Raw genomic sequence first — 15,736 nt, forward strand, 5'->3', positions numbered from 1 at the left:
CTCAGGGATGAAAACAGAACAACCACTTTGGGGCCGGGGCACCATGATCTCGCCCCAGCACTTTCAGCAGCAGTCCGCCTGGCAGGCGTGGCAAAGCGAGTGCATTGCGCGCATGGGGCTTAATCAGCCTTGGGGCGTATTTCAGGTTGAGTTTGAGCCGGAAGCGCTGAAGCTTGGCCGGCTTAAGCCGCGCCATCTGCATCTGCGCTTTCGCGACGGCACGCTGGTGGATACGCACAACGCCGATCCGCTGCCACCGACGCTGACGCTTGAGGCGGAGCAGAAGGAAGTGACGGTTGTTCTGGCGCTGCCGCAGCTCTATGCCAACGGCGGCAACTGCCTGCAGGAGAGCGACGTGGCCGAGCGCCCGGTGCGATTCCGCCAGCGCTGGCGGGATATCCGCAATCTGTTCGGGGATGACACCCGACAGATTGCGGTATTGCAGCCTGAACTGACGCTGCGCTATGCACATCAGGACAACAGCGACTGGCTGACCTGCCCGGTGGCGCGTCTGCTGCAGGATGCGCAGGGCGGCTGGGTGCTGGACAGCCAGTTCCTGCCGCCACTTTTGACGCTGCAATCCAGCCCGTGGCTGGTGACAGCACTTGAACAGCTGGTGACGCAGCTGCGTGCCCGTCTGGTACGTCTGATGGCGATGCGCCGCGAAAGCAACCAGCGCATGGCCGATTTCGCCGTCGCTGACGTGTCGCTGTTCTGGCTGCTCAACGCGCTCAACAGTGCCGAACCGCTGCTGGCTGATTTTCTGCGCCATCCGCAAAGCCCGCCGGAACGGCTTTATCCGGAGCTGGCGCGCCTGGCGGGCAGTCTGCTGACGTTCTCGCTGGAGCATCAGGTGAGCGCCATCCCGGCTTACCGGCATGACAACCTCAATGAGGTGTTCCCGCCGCTGTTCAACCTGCTCGGCACGCTGCTGGAGGCGAGTCTGCCTTCGCGCATGGTTGCGATAGAGATGAGCCACGATCGTCGACTGCGCCAGTGGCAGGCGCGTCTCAACGATCCACGCCTGCGCGAGGAAGCGGATTTCTACCTGTCGGTGCGCTCGCCGCTGCCGGTGGCGCAACTTCAAGAGCAGTTCCCGCGCCAGTGCAAAGTGGGCAGTCCGGATGACGTGACTGCGCTGGTCAACAGCTCACAGCTGGGTATTCCACTGAAACCGCTCAGCCACGTGCCGGCCGCCATTCCGCTGCGCCTGGAGAACCAATACTTTTCACTGGATCTGTCGCATCCGGCGGCTCGCGCCATGCTCGAGAGCGCCAGCTGCATGTTTTATGTCCCCGGCACGCTGGGTGACCCGGAACTGGAACTCTTCGCGGTGCTGAGATCATGAGTGCTGAAGCAAAAAATATCGATATTGATGCGCTGCTGCAAAACACCTGGCTGCAGGTGATCAGCCTGCGACACGGCCCGGAATTTGCCGACGGTGAAGGGCTGGTGCTGTGGCAGCGTTGCGTCGCTGATGCGGAGCGGGTGCAGCTGGCGCTGCGTGACGCGGGCGTCAGCCGCGAGAGCTGTCAGGACATTCTGCTGGCGCAGTGCGCACTGCTGGATGAGGCGGTGAAAGGGCGCGGCGTGCAGGATGATGCCTGCCTGCAGTGGTATCACATGCCGCTGCAGGGCCATTTTTTGCAAACCATGGACGCGGGTGAAACGCTGTGCGATCGCATGCAGCAGGTTCTCGCACAGCCGGAAGCCGACGAGAGGGTGCTGACCTGCTTTCATCGCGTGATGATGCTGGGATTTCTTGGCGGTTATGTGTCTGCTGATACGCCCGCACGCCAGCAACTGATGAGCGCGCTGACTAAACGCGTCCCCCCTTTCACGCGAGCGGCGGATGCGCCGTTGTTATCGCTGGCAAGCGGTGGGCTGCGCGCGGGCTGGCTCAGTAGCTGGCCTGCACGTCTAGGTCTGACCGCGCTGCTGCTGGCCGCGCTATGGTGGGGACTGAATCACTGGCTCGATCACCTCATCACGACGCTGCTGCCCGGAGTTAAAGGATGAAGCCGCTGCTTCCCCGCCTGCTGGTGCTCTGGATCTGGCTGCTTGCAGCGGTGTTGTGCACGCAGTTTCTAAGCTTTGCGCGCAGCAGCGATTTTCTCGTGCTGCTGGCGATACTGCTGGTTGCTGGCACGGTAACGTTCAGAGTGCTGCGCCGCCGCAGGCAGGTAGTGAGTCAGGAATGGACTGATTTACCCGATGCCGCTTACCGCCAGCCGGTGGTGCTGTGCTGCGATGCAGGTGGACTGTCAAACGAGGAAGCGGTACGCGTGCTGCCGCAGGGCTGTTTTATTCGCGTGAAAGACAACAGCGAACTGCAACACAGCGTGCGCCAGCTGCTGCAGCAACGCCCTGACTGGGGCCGCCAGATTTCCATTTCTCTTAGTATTAGTCCACAGCAACAGCAGGACAGCGCAGTGCTGGAAAATGCGCTGTTTGCTCTGCGCTGGCAAATCGCGCTGCTGCGCCGTGAAACCCGCCAGTCGCTGCCGCTGCTGCTTAATGTCGGTGTTGCCGGCGAGATGACGCAGTGTGCTACACCGCTTTGGCAGGTGCAGCTGGCGGGAAACAGCCCACAAATCTGGCTGGATGACGCCGCGCCGCGCGGCGTGAGCGAATGGCTGCAGTCGGGTGGCAGCGTGGCGATGCAGCAGCAGGTCCTGCTCAACTCGCTGGATGCGTGGACGCGCCAGCATGTGCTGCGCGTGCTGTCGGAGGCACACAGTGATGTCGCTGCCGTGATACCCGCCGCATATGTGTTGCAGCTGCAACCCGCTACGCCTGGCACTGGCAATGACTCTCTGTGGTGCGCCTGGCTGTGGCAGCACACCACCATCCGCAGCGCCGGTGCCGCAGCGAATACAGCCGTCATCCTGCCTGACTTTATCCTTCCGCTGCTTCCAGAAGGCCGTGGCGTGACGCCAGTCATCCGTGCGTTGCACAGGGGGATCACGGCCTTCGCCGTTGCCGCTGTCATTGCACTCTGTGCGGTGGCCTGGAATAACCAGTCGCTGATCCGGCGCATTGTATTCGACCTCGAACACTACCACCGCATTGCTATGACGGATTACGCGCCGAAGCTTGCTGCTGTGCAGGTGCTGCGCGAGGACGTCAGCCAGCTTGATAACTATGCGCGTCAGGGCGTGCCGCTGCGCCTGGGGCTGGGACTGTATCAGGGCGGTCATCTGCGTCTACCGGTGCTGCATGCCATCAGTTCATGGGTTCCTGAACCTAAGCCTGAACCTAAACCGGCGCCGAAGCCCAAACCGCAGCCGACGCTGGTGCGTCTGGATGCGATGTCGCTGTTCGATTCCGGCAAATCCGATCTGAAAACGGACTCGACCAAAGTGATGGTGAACGCGCTGGTCAACATCAAAGCGCGCGCGGGCTGGCTGATTGTGGTCGCGGGTTATACCGACGATACCGGCAATCCGGCGCTGAATCAGCGCCTGTCGCTGAAGCGCGCGGAAGCTGTGCGTGACTGGATGCGCGACACCGGTGATGTAGATGAGAGCTGTTTCGCGGTACAGGGCTTTGGCCAGCGTCGCCCAATGGCGTCCAACGATACCACCGAAGGCCGCGCAGCCAACCGGCGCGTTGAAATCAGTCTGGTTCCGCAGGCCGACGCCTGCCAGGCACCGGACGCAATCCCTCCGTCATCACAGGATGGTGACGGCAATCATGAAGAAAAGGAGTAACAACATGGCAATTCCCGTTTATCTGTGGCTGAAGGACGACGGCGGTGCGGACATCAAGGGATCGGTGGACGTGCAGGACCGTGAGGGCAGCATTGAGGTGGTGGCGCAGGAACATAACCTGTACATCCCGACCGACAACAACACCGGCAAACTGACCGGCACGCGTATTCATACGCCGTGCCTGTTCACCAAAGAGATCGATTCTTCCAGCCCGTACCTCTACAAAGCGGTGACCACCGGTCAGACGCTGAAGTCGGCGGAGTTCAAATGGTATCGCATCAGCGATGCTGGTCAGGAAGTGGAGTACTTCAACACTAAGCTGGAGAACGTGAAGGTGGTGAAGGTCAATCCGATCATGCATGACGTCAAAGACCCGTCGAAAGAGAAGCACAACCATCTGGAGCAGATTGAGCTGCGCTACGAAAAAATCACCTGGACCTATAAAGACGGCAACATTATTCATTCCGACTCGTGGAACGAACGCGCCACCGCCTGATTACGCGTCATATTTCGCGCCGCAGGTGCGTTGGCTGCGCTCGCGCACCCCGGTCACTTACTTATGTAAGCTCCCGGGGCTGCACTCGCTTGCCGCCTTCCTGCGACACGAACTATTTAGCGTAATCCCTCCGCCGGGCGGAGATTTCTACACCCGCCGGATCGTAGGGTCGCCATTTATGGCGACCTTAATACCCACCACGCCAGATGCCTGGTGATTTCATCTTCGACGGGTGAAACCACAAGTCATTTCCACCTCAGACCTGCTGACCTTATGCGCTTCGGTTCACGGCGAGGGGCGGTAGCGTGCCCCCAATCAGGAGAACTTGCTATGGATAGTCAGTCAGCCGCCTTGCTGCGTCGTCTTAACCCGTTCTGTGCGCAGGCGCTGGAAGCCGCCGCGTCGCTGTGTCAGACCCGCGCACACGCAGAAATCCAGCCGGAACACTGGCTGCTCAAGCTGCTGGAGCAGGGCGAGGGCGACATCACCGTCATCGCGCGCCGCTATGAGTGGGATATGGACGCCATCTGGCAGGATTTGCTGGCGTTTCTCGACCGCCAGCCGCGCGCGGTGCGCGGACGTCCGCAGCTTTCCACTCCATTAGAAGCGCTGTTAAAACAGGCGTGGCTGATGGCGTCGGCTTCCGATAACGCCCCACAAATCCGCAGCATCCATCTGCTGATGGCGCTGGCCGAACAGCCGTCGCTGGTGCGCTGCGAAGGGCTGTGGCCGCTGCTCAGTCTACGCATGAGCCAGCTTGAGCGTTTACAGCCGATGCTGGAAGCGCAGTCCGACGAGCGTGCAGAAGCGGAGCAGCCGGACATGCCGGTCAGCACTATCGAGAAAGCTCCCGCAGGCGAAGCCAAAGCTGCATCAACCGAAGCCCTTGCCCGCTTTACCCGCGACGTCACCGCCGATGCGCGCAGCGGCAAAATCGACCCGGTCTTTGGCCGCGACAACGAAATCCGCCAGATGGTCGATATTCTGTCGCGTCGCCGCAAAAACAACCCGATTCTGGTCGGCGAGCCGGGCGTGGGTAAAACCGCGCTGGTCGAAGGGCTGGCGCTGCGCATTGTTGAAGGTAACGTGCCGGACAGCCTCAAGCCGGTCAGCGTGCATACGCTGGATCTCGGCATGCTGCAGGCGGGCGCGGGCGTGAAGGGCGAATTCGAGCAGCGCCTGAAAAACATCATCACCGAAGTGCAGGCCGCGCCACGTCCGGTGCTGCTGTTTATCGACGAAGCGCACACCATCATCGGCGCGGGCAACCAGGCGGGCGGCGCGGACGCGGCCAACCTGCTGAAACCGGCGCTGGCGCGCGGCGAGCTGCGTACCATCGCGGCCACCACCTGGAGCGAGTACAAACAGTATTTCGAGAAGGACGCCGCACTGGAGCGCCGCTTCCAGATGGTCAAAGTCGACGAGCCGGATGACGATACCGCCTGCCTGATGCTGCGCGGCCTGAAATCACGCTACGCCGAACATCACGGCGTGCACATCTCCGACGCGGCGGTGCGCGCCGCCGTCACCCTTTCGCGCCGTTATCTCACCGGCCGCCAGCTGCCGGACAAGGCGGTTGACCTGCTCGACACCGCCGCCGCGCGCGTGCGAATGAGCCAGGACACGGTGCCAGAAGCCATCACACGACTCAGAGCAAAACTCGACGCGCTCAATATTGAGAAGCGCGCCATCCTCGACGATGAAGCGCTCGGCGGCGCCATTCCGCAGGAGCGACTGGCCGACATCGCGACGCAGATTGCGTTCACTGATGAAGAGCTGGAGGCGCTGGAGCAGCGCTATGGCATCGTACAGTCGCTGATGCAAGAGCTACTGGAAGGGCGCAAAGACGCCAGCCAGCGCGGCGCCATCGCACAGCTCCAGACCGACCTCGACGCGCTGCAGCCCGGCGAGCCTCTGCTCACCGCTGACGTCGACGCGCGCATCGTGGCGGGCGTGATTGCCGACTGGACTGGCGTACCGCTCTCTTCATTAATGAAGGATGAGCAGGCGGAGCTGCTGACGCTGGAAACCCAGCTCGCGACGCGTGTGGTGGGGCAGGATGCGGCGCTCAGCGCCATCGCGCAGCGCCTGCGCGCCGCCAAAACCGGACTCACCTCGGAAAACGGCCCGCAGGGCGTGTTCCTGCTGGTCGGCACCAGCGGCACCGGCAAAACCGAAACCGCGCTGGCGCTGGCCGATTTGCTGTACGGCGGCGAGAAGTCGTTAATTACCATCAACCTCAGCGAATACCAGGAAGCGCACACCGTTTCCCAGCTGAAAGGCTCGCCGCCGGGCTACGTTGGCTACGGCCAGGGCGGCATCCTCACCGAAGCGGTGCGCAAGCGCCCGTACAGCGTGGTGCTGCTCGACGAGGTGGAAAAAGCGCACCGCGACGTCATCAACCTGTTTTATCAGGTGTTTGACCGTGGCTTTATGCGCGACGGCGAAGGGCGCGAAATCGACTTCCGCAACACGGTAATCCTAATGACCTCGAACCTCGGCAGCGACCATCTGATGCAGCTGCTGGACGAAACGCCGGACGCTACCGAATCCGACCTGCAGGAGTGCCTGCGCCCGATACTGCGCGACCACTTCCAGCCCGCGCTGCTGGCGCGCTTCCAGACGGTGATTTACCGTCCGCTGGCGCGCGACGCAATGCGCATCATCGTGGAAATGAAGCTGAAGCAGGTCAGCCAGCGGCTGCAACGCCATTACGGCATCCGCACCACCATCGGCGAAGGTCTGTACGACATGCTCACCGACGCCTGTCTGCTGCCGGACACCGGCGCGCGCAACGTCGACAGCCTGCTCAATCAGCAGATTCTGCCGGTGCTGAGCCAGATGATTTTGCAGCACCGCGCCAGCGGCACCTTAAGCGACAGCCTGACGCTGGACATCAGTGAAGAAGGCGATGTGACCTTTACGTTCTGAGTGAACGACGGTTTTCTGTACGCGGCAATAAAAGGATTTCACCATGACAGATACGGCCATTATCACCTTCAGCCACAGCCATCATCTGCTGAAGGTCACCGACAGCACCTCACCGCTGGACGTGCTCAGCTTCGAAGGCACGGAGGCGCTGAGCGCGCCGTTCAGCTGGAACATCATCTTCACCAGCGCCGACAAAAATATCAGCCGCGAAGCGATGCTGCTGAAACCGGCGTCGCTGACGCTGCAGCCGTCGCCGCAGAGCCTTAGCGACCTGCTGCACAAAGCCGGGCCGCTGCGCGTGGTGCAGGGCGTGGTAACCGGCTTTGATGCGCTCGGGGTCTCGGCGGACGAAGCGCGCTACGCCATCACGCTGCAGCCGCGCCTGGCGCTGCTTTCCCGCACCCGTCAGAACGCCATCTGGCAGGACATGTCGGTGCCGCAGATTGTCGAAGCCATCCTGCGCGACCGCCACGGCATGCGCGGGCAGGACTTTGAATTTAACCTCAGCCGCGACTACCCGAAGCGCGAGCAGGTGATGCAGTTTGACGAGGACGACCTGCGCTTCATCTCGCGCCTGCTGGCGGAGGTCGGCATCTGGTTCCGCTTCACCACCGACACGCGCCTCAACATCGACGTGGTGGAGTTTTACAACGGCCCGCAGGGCTACGTGACCGGCCTGACGCTGCCCGCCGTGCCGCCGTCCGGCCTGCACGACAGCGGCGTGGAGTCGGTATGGGCGATGGAAAGCCGCTTCCGCGTGGTGGAAAAAACCGTCAGCACCCGCGACTACAACTACCGCGACGCCACCGCCGACATGAACGCGCAGGCCGACGTCACCGGCGGCGACGACACCACTTACGGCGAAGCCTATCATTGGGCGGATAACTATCTGCAGGCGGGCGAGGTTTACAGCGCAACGCCTGCAACCGAAAGCGGCGCGTTCTACGCCCGGCTGCGCCACGAGCGCTACCTCAACGGGCAGACGCAGCTGAGCGCCAAATCCAGCAGCGCTCAGCTGATGCCCGGCGTGGTGGTGCGCGCCAGCGGCAGCAACGCGGCGGAGGCATTCCGCAGCGGCGTGGTTATCACCGCGCTGGTCTGCCGCGCGGCGCGCGACAGCAGCATGGAAACCGCCTTCCGCGGCATCCCGGCGGAGGGCCGCTACGGCTATCGCCCGGAGCCCGCACCGCGCCCGGTGATGGCGGGCACCTTACCGGCGCGCGTCACCAGCACCACCGTTAATGACACCTACGGACACATCGACCGCGACGGACGTTATCGCGTCAATATGCTGTTTGACCGCGCGGGCTGGGAGAGCGGCTTCGAAAGCCTGTGGGTGCGCCAGGCGCGGCCGTTCGCCGGCGACACCTACGGCCTGCACCTGCCGCTGCTGGCGGGCACCGAGGTGGCGATTGGCTTCGAGCACGGCAACCCGGACCGTCCCTACATCGCCGGCGTGCTGCACGACTCCTCGCGCGCGGACCACGTCAGCATACGCAACTTCAGGCGCAACGTGCTGCGCACGCCGGCCAACAACAAGCTGCGCCTCGACGACACGCGCGGCCAGGAGCACATCAAGCTCAGCACCGAGTACGGCGGCAAGAGCCAGCTTAACCTCGGGCATCTGGTGGACGGCGAGGGCCAGGCGCGCGGCGAAGGCTTCGAGCTGCGCAGCGACAGCTGGGGGGCGATACGTGGCGGTAAAGGGCTGCTGCTGACCACGCAGTTACAGCCAAAGGCCATGGCGAAGCAGCTGGATATGGATGAAATCAAGCGTCAGTTAACGGATGCGCTGTCGCTGGCACAATCTCTCTCCGGGCTGTTAGATACGGCCCAGATTGATCCTATGGATAACAGTACGCAGCAGCAGTTTTTGCAACAGACCATCGATCAGTTGCAGCAACCTGCGATTGTCGCCGGAGCGCCTGCCGGGATAGCGTTATCTACTCCGCAACATATCCAGCTGAGCGCCAACCGCAATCAGATCATTACTGCCGGTGGAAACACTGAAATCAGCGCACTTAAACGCATGGTTCTGGCCGCGAGAAAAGGCTTTGTCGCTTTCGCTCATGAGATGGGTATGAAGCTGGTTGCCGCTACCGGCAAAGTAGAAATTCAGGCTCAGACTGATGCCTTGGATCTCATAGCCAGCAAAGCGCTCACCATTAGCAGTACCAGCGATGAAATCATCATATCGGCGAAGAAGAAAATTACGCTGCAGTGTGGCGGTTCTTCCCTGACGATCGACCCGAGCAAAATCGAACATGGCACGGGTGGGCAATTTAATGTCAAAAGCGCCGAATTTGATTATGCCGCAGCGGCAAAAATGGAGATGCCGTTCCCGAAATTCACCGCCTGTGAATCTGCAGCCTCCGATGCGGCGAGCAACGGTGATGCCACGGTGCCACTTAACTAAGGATTGGTTATGACGATTGAATATCTCTCTCCACACCGGGCTTTAGGAACACATCAGTATGCGGTTATTGACCGCAAGCTTGTCCCTGAACTACCCAATTCCTGGCCGGTCATTGAGCTGATATTGCCGATGCTGGCTCCGCAGGCTCATCTTTATCCCTGGCTAATACCGCTGAGTGAGATGCCGTCGCAGGAGTGGAAAACGTTTATGGCAGACCTCTCCGTACATGTCGGGCCTCGTTATCCAGAATTTTGCAGTTTGCTGCTGTCCAGCACTCTTTCTCCACAGCAGATTCAAAGCGCACTGGTCAACGCGCTCTACTTTAAGGATGCCTGGCACAACGGCCATATTCTGCGCTTTTATGATCCCAGAGTGTTGTTTCACCTGCACTGGATGCTGAGCCCATGGCAGTTATCTAATCTGCTTTCGACAAGGGATATTCCCTGCTGGACGTTCTGGCTGGAAGGTGGCTGGCATACCCTTGAGTTCACTGACTATACGTCCGTTAAGCCGACAGACACCGCAGCTATCAGCCTACATCAACTCGCGCATTGCGGGCTGATAAACCAGGCGCTGCAGCAGTTGCCGTCGTATCCAGATATGCAGCAGCGTCAGCAGATCAGTCGTCGACTGGAGATATTCATGCTTCAGGCTGCGAAGTGCGGTCTTTCCACTGATGAAGATCGTATAGCGTTTGCACTGCATGGCCTGATTCAGCCTGAAGGGTTCTGGGCTGCACGAAATATGTCCGTTTTTTTACAGCAGGTCAGTCACTGTCCTGATTTATATAGAAATGAAACCCACTCATGGGATGAAAGTCGCTGGCAGGAAATGATCGGAACGCAGAGTAATAACGCAGGGAGCACCTTCTGAAATGAGCACGAAAAAAGGCTGTAAATTCTGTACCCGCCACGGTCTGCCCCTGTTGCCCGTGCGTCCGGCGGTGATGTCGCAGGACGACGTGTTACCTCACCTGCCTTCCTCCCTGACGCCGCCGCTCGCGGCACAGGGTGAAACCGCCTGGACCGCGCGGCTGCTGCGCGAAGGTTTTCTGTATATCTGGGCAGAATCCGGCCAGTACTGGAAAAGTTATTTCGCCACTGCCGACGGCTATTACTATCCGCTGCCAGAACATGGTGATGTGCCGGCGGATATTGTCAGCGGCAGGGTGAAGCCGTGCATCAGCGAACCCGCCGAGCTGGCGGCAGCGTCGCTGGTGACGCTGCCGGTGAAGCCAGCGGGCATGAAAAACGGCCTGTTCTGGTTTAGCTGGTCTGAGGTGGAGTGGACAGACGCGGTGCGCAAACAGCATGAGGATGCCGCTTACCGCAGCCGGTACATGCAGCTGTTTGACATGGATGCGTGGGTGAACAGCGGTAAGGCGGAGCAGGCGCTGCCGATTAGCGGATTAGGCGACATCGTGGCGGAGTACAGTGCAAAGGCGGCAAGCTGTAAGGTCAAAAAGTGGTCCCCATCACCATGGAAAAATACCCCCCCAATAGCAGGAGCGAATATCCAGCTGGCGGCCGATTCACTGTATGCAGGCAAAGGCGCGATCCTGCTGCTGCAGGATCCCCCGGCGATTCTTCAGGAGCTGTCCGCACTGATTGATTATGACTTACAGGATCAGGTCTATAACAATCCCCTTTATAAACGCGAGCTGGCACTGTCTTCTGCGATTAGCGGCCTGAAAGAGGCGATGACGCGCCAGTTTGAGCGTGACTATATCGAGAAAAGCGAGAGTGAAGAGCGTGTGGCGTTGCACGGTCCTTTTGGCTACAGCGCCAACGGCGACCTGTCGGACAGCATGTACACCCCGATTGCTGACAGGAAGATGAACAGTACAGTTGCCAGAAAATGGGCGGAGTATGAGCAATATTACGACCCGGAGAAAATGGCGGCCTTCCAGCAGCGGTTCAGTCAGGCTCTGACGCAATACAACGAGCGTATCGTCAGCCTGCGCACCGGAATGTATCTCGACTGGATTAAAAGCGAGGGGCTGCTGAAATACTTCAGGCAAAACTTTGATACCGCAGAGCTGAGCAGCGGCATCGCGTACGTGCAGACACTTAATTACTGCATTACTGGTATGCAGGACAAAACGGGCGTTATTCGTCATTTCACTGATTTGTTGTCAGGCCTGCCCACGGACCCGGGGAATATTCTGGCCCGCGCGCTGGTGCTGAATCAGGATGTTTTAGCCGATAAATTAATGAAATCCATCGAAGGTTCTACTGACTGGATAGCACTCCCCTGGAGTGGGATTGCGGACGTCTTTAACGCCGGAATGGATAACTTCAGAGAGGGGGTGCTCAACGCGGTTTCGAGCACAGTGGGTATGCTTTCCGGGATAGTGGCCCGGCTGGTTATCCAGTCGATGGAATCGAAACAAGTGTTTGCCAGCCTGGTTGCAATGGGCGCATTAACCAATAAAGCCTATGTCACGCTGGAAAAAACCGGCACCTACAAGCAGTTTGTGACGGAAGTGGTTGCGCAGCTGGCGAAAGAAAGCGGGTTAGCTGGCAGGTCAAACAGCGATAAGCTGCGCCATCATGTTCGCCAGGAGCTCAGACGGCTGAGAATAAGCGGATTGCCTATGGAGGGTGTGGAGGTTAAACGCTTCCTCGTCATGGTTGATATTGACAAAGTTCACGCGCTGCAGGCGCTACCGTCAGAAGCGCGCGCCGCCGAACTGGTCAAGCTGCTGAGGCTTTCAGCTGACGTTGAAGCCCAGCAGTTCAGCCAGTGGCAGGGCGCGGTCCGGCGTGGCGTCAGTCAGGTAGGAGATGCAATGCCGTTTGCCATCGGCGTGATGTCTGCTGCGCTACAGACCGCCGCATTGTTTGCCAGTGCCGATATAAAAAACAAAAAAACGCTGACGGCAGACCAGAGCGAGGCACATGCCAAGTTCTGGGCCGGAGTGGTGGGCCTGACAAGTGCCAGCCTCAGTATTGTGGAAACCGGGATCAAGCAGTTCAATCTGTTTGCCAGCGCTTCATCTAGATTTCAGGGATTGCGCTCGCCCATGGTTCAAAAGTGGATTTTTGGTATTGCAGGGAAATCACTGGGGGTTGTCGCGGGTGCGGTTGCCGCAGGTTTTGATTTTTATCACATGTATGATGAAAATAGAAAGGGGCACTATGGGCTTGCCTTTACTTATGGTCTATCAGCCGCAGCAGGATTGTGGTTGATGGCTGCTATATTTTCTAGCGCAATACCTGTTTTAGGTACAGTTGTCGCGGTGATTGTGTTAATTGGTACAGCAATTTATCTTGCACTCAATAGCAGAGATAATATCCAGAAGTGGTTGATCCAATGTTTATGGAGAAGGATCCCTATGAACGTAGAAAGTGCCAATAAAGAGGTTTTCATGTCACGGGAAGCCGCTGATCTGCCTGTCTGGCCCGATATGGTGATGGAAATGAATGAGCTTAAGTTAGCTTTGGGAGTTAGTATATAAAATGGATTATTACGGACTATTCCCTAAATTTAAATTTAATCGTAAGCTCAATATAGATGAAAAAAACAATAAACTAAAAAATAATCAACGAATCGATGCATCAGAACAGTCATTAATATCAGATGCTAAAGTGATATCAATGAATTCTCATTATCTTGAGTTGGTTGATAAATATTATTCTGCAAAAGGGATGATTGGGTTTATAGGTGCTGTAGCAGTGATTATGCTAACCCCCTCTATTTTGTTCCTTTCATATTCAATTTTTTTTGAGTATGGATGGAGTGATTTGAGTGCGGTTAGCATGTATTCATTTCTCATTTTTATATTTTTAGTTACCGACGCATGGTTTTTTAAAATGTTAAAAACGGAATGGTTTGCTTTGACGCATTACCCTGTTCGTTTTGACCGGAAAAATCGACTGGTACATTTTATACGGCTGGATGGTAGCGCACGGAGTGTGGAGTGGGATAAGGTATTCTTTACTTCCGGCCTCAGCCACCGAAAAGACTTTAATAAAGATTACTACATCAGCGGTCATATTCTGGCGGACGATAATGAAACGGTAGTGGATACCTTCTGCCTGCCGGCGACGAGTTCAGACCGCAAGGAGCTGGAGCGCCACTGGGAATTTGTGCGCCGCTACATGGAGGAAGGCCCGGAGTCTGTGGTGCATGTAGTAAAAGACTGCCTGCCGATAGCCGGTAAGCGCGAAGGATACCAGTTCGGGCTGATTTACTTAATGTCGGCGTATAATGGTGCACCGATTTTTCTTTTTCCTCTGATATTTACGCTTAGCTTTATTTTCAGTATTCCGCGCTATATCGCAATGGTTACCAGTAAAGTACCTGTCTGGCCGAAAGATATCGAAGCACAATGTGAATTATTGAAAAATGATCCTTTCGCAATTGATGCCTCATTAAATTCAAAGCATCCATGGCGTGACATGTTTCGCAAAACGCCAGAAAATGAGTGAATACAAAGAAGTATTCGTGCGAGTTGAACCTAATGTAGCTCTGACCGCACGACACTTGCTTGTTTAGTGCATTATCTCAGATTAAAAGTCACGTTATGATGGTATCGCACAAAGTAAATTAATTTAATGTTTATAGCTTGATTCAGTAATTCTCAAACCATCCGAATCCGATAAGAAATGTGTTTTCCGAAAAAGAATTATTTATGTCTGCAATCATCAGGTATCAATCGTTTTAATTATAATATATGTGAGGAATCAGGAATTAAAATGAAAGGGATTATTCGTGTTGGTGATAAAACCACCGGTGGTGGTCAGGTGAAATCTGGTTCTGAAAAAATGATTTTTCAGGCAATTGGCGTGGCACGTATCAATGATCCTGTAAGCTGCCCGATTCTGGGACATAGCCCATCGTATATTGCACAGGGACATCCGACAATGAAGGACAATGGTGTCGCTGTTGCTTTCGATGGTTATAAGTGCAGTTGTGGCTGCACATTAATATCTTCATTAACGAATGCAACGACGAGTAAATAATGCCGGTCGATCTCTCCGCTATTCTTCCCGTTGCTAAACGGAAGAAATCCCCTTCACTTAAACGCTGGTCAGTGGCTTTACTGATTTTGCTTCTGTGTGGGGGATTTATCACCCTGAAACTATGGCCTTCAGATCAGGCAACGAACGGTGCGCTTTTCTGGCACTGCGTGATAAGTGCGCCGCTCTTATTATGGTTAATTGTTTTTAGCCTTCGCTGGCTGATATGGCTGGTTTCCGAGTGGCTGGCTGATGGCTGGGATAGCGAGAGGGAAGCGGATATGGCTGCGGAGATTTACCGGGGCCAACGTTTTTTCTCACTTGAGGCGACTAGTATACGATTACCGCACGTTGTCGGATCTGAGGCGCTCACAGAGCAATTTCTGCTGCCAAAAGCGGTTGTTTTGCCTGTTGTTATAGATGAAAGTACGCGTGCCGTAAGTCATCAGGCCAGTTTTAATAACACCGGGCAGCCTTTTCTGGACCGGATTATGATGCTTTTCATATCTCTATTAGATGGATCCAAACTCAATACACAATTAACGAAACGTAATGTGGCAGATAAATTACCCGCCATCATTCAGATTGATACCGATTCAACCCTGTCAGAGGAAGAGTTGTTGACGGTAAAAAATAAGATTGAGATATTATATCCCATTTTATCACCTTTGAATGTTGAACCTCGCCTCTCACTGGATGAGATCGATAATCTACTTGATTCGCAGCCAGCGATGGATGAATTATTAATTATCTCTGTCAGGTTATTACAGGCTCCTCAGGATGGAGATGCAGAAGCTGGCGTAGCATTGCTATTAGGTAGTAAAAAAGATGATCAGCCTCCGGCAGGATGTGCCTGCCTTCACAGGCCCGAGCTTACGAAAAATATCGCGGCATTGGATCAATCAATTGAGCAGTCACTGCAGTGGGGAGACACCTGCCGTGAAGGCATAACACATTTGTGGCTGGCGGGATTTGGTATTGACAATAAGGCACAAAACTTCCTGGCAAATCACAACCTCAAATTCCCGCATATCAATGCTGAAGGTACATTTACTGATGTAGATATGAAAAGCGGCTTCACGGGGCAAGTTTCTCCCTGGTTAGCCATCGCCCTGGCGGCAGGCAACACGGCCGAAAAGTCTTCTCCTCAGCTGGTGATGAGTATGCCCGACACGGGCAACCGGCCCTGGTGGTTAGTTGTTCACCCTGCCTGAAT

General features: G+C 56.7%; 11 protein-coding genes. All 11 read left to right on the forward strand.

From position 1 onward, the window contains the following. Nucleotides 1-7 precede the first annotated feature (7 nt). The 11 genes from tssK to WH298_RS22725 all read left to right on the forward strand — a co-directional run bounded on the left by tssK (nt 8) and on the right by WH298_RS22725 (nt 15,734). Nucleotides 8-1,348: a type VI secretion system baseplate subunit TssK gene (tssK, locus tag WH298_RS22675; protein WP_180824151.1), complete on the forward strand. Its 1,341-nt coding sequence runs from the start codon at nt 8-10 to the stop codon at nt 1,346-1,348. Further along, complete coding sequence (gene tssL / locus WH298_RS22680) at nt 1,345-2,019, forward strand: type VI secretion system protein TssL, short form (RefSeq protein ID WP_180824152.1); 675 nt, start codon at nt 1,345-1,347, stop codon at nt 2,017-2,019. Before tssK ends, tssL begins: the two co-directional genes overlap by 4 nt. Beyond that, a complete protein-coding gene (locus WH298_RS22685) occupies nt 2,016-3,713 on the forward strand; it encodes an OmpA family protein (RefSeq protein WP_180824153.1) in 1,698 nt (565 codons plus the stop codon). The genes tssL and WH298_RS22685 overlap by 4 nt, the downstream gene beginning before the upstream one ends. A gap of 4 nt (nt 3,714-3,717) precedes the next feature. Further along, entirely contained in the window at nt 3,718-4,209 is a 492-nt protein-coding gene (hcp, locus tag WH298_RS22690) for a type VI secretion system effector Hcp (protein WP_180824154.1), read from the forward strand. 330 nt (nt 4,210-4,539) lie between these two features. Beyond that, nucleotides 4,540-7,140 (forward strand): type VI secretion system ATPase TssH, encoded by a 2,601-nt coding sequence (gene tssH / locus WH298_RS22695; protein ID WP_180824155.1) that lies wholly within the window; start codon nt 4,540-4,542, stop codon nt 7,138-7,140. 43 nt (nt 7,141-7,183) lie between these two features. After that, nucleotides 7,184-9,556, forward strand: a complete 2,373-nt coding sequence (locus tag WH298_RS22700; RefSeq protein WP_180824156.1) for a type VI secretion system Vgr family protein — start codon at nt 7,184-7,186, stop codon at nt 9,554-9,556. A gap of 9 nt (nt 9,557-9,565) precedes the next feature. Further along, a complete protein-coding gene (locus WH298_RS22705; protein ID WP_180824157.1) occupies nt 9,566-10,429 on the forward strand; it encodes a DUF4123 domain-containing protein in 864 nt (287 codons plus the stop codon). Between the two features lies 1 nt (nt 10,430). Further along, nucleotides 10,431-13,016, forward strand: coding sequence for a T6SS effector BTH_I2691 family protein (locus tag WH298_RS22710; protein WP_180824158.1), 2,586 nt, complete (start codon nt 10,431-10,433; stop codon nt 13,014-13,016). Between the two features lies 1 nt (nt 13,017). Continuing rightward, nucleotides 13,018-13,989: a DUF6708 domain-containing protein gene (locus WH298_RS22715; RefSeq protein WP_180824159.1), complete on the forward strand. Its 972-nt coding sequence runs from the start codon at nt 13,018-13,020 to the stop codon at nt 13,987-13,989. 267 nt (nt 13,990-14,256) lie between these two features. Next, nucleotides 14,257-14,523 (forward strand): PAAR domain-containing protein, encoded by a 267-nt coding sequence (locus WH298_RS22720; protein WP_180824160.1) that lies wholly within the window; start codon nt 14,257-14,259, stop codon nt 14,521-14,523. Next, nucleotides 14,523-15,734, forward strand: a complete 1,212-nt coding sequence (locus WH298_RS22725) for a hypothetical protein (protein ID WP_180824161.1) — start codon at nt 14,523-14,525, stop codon at nt 15,732-15,734. The genes WH298_RS22720 and WH298_RS22725 overlap by 1 nt, the downstream gene beginning before the upstream one ends. The last annotated feature ends 2 nt before the right edge of the window (nt 15,735-15,736 follow it).

The organism is Pantoea nemavictus, assembly GCF_037479095.1.
Classification (GTDB): Bacteria; Pseudomonadota; Gammaproteobacteria; order Enterobacterales; family Enterobacteriaceae; genus Pantoea; species Pantoea nemavictus.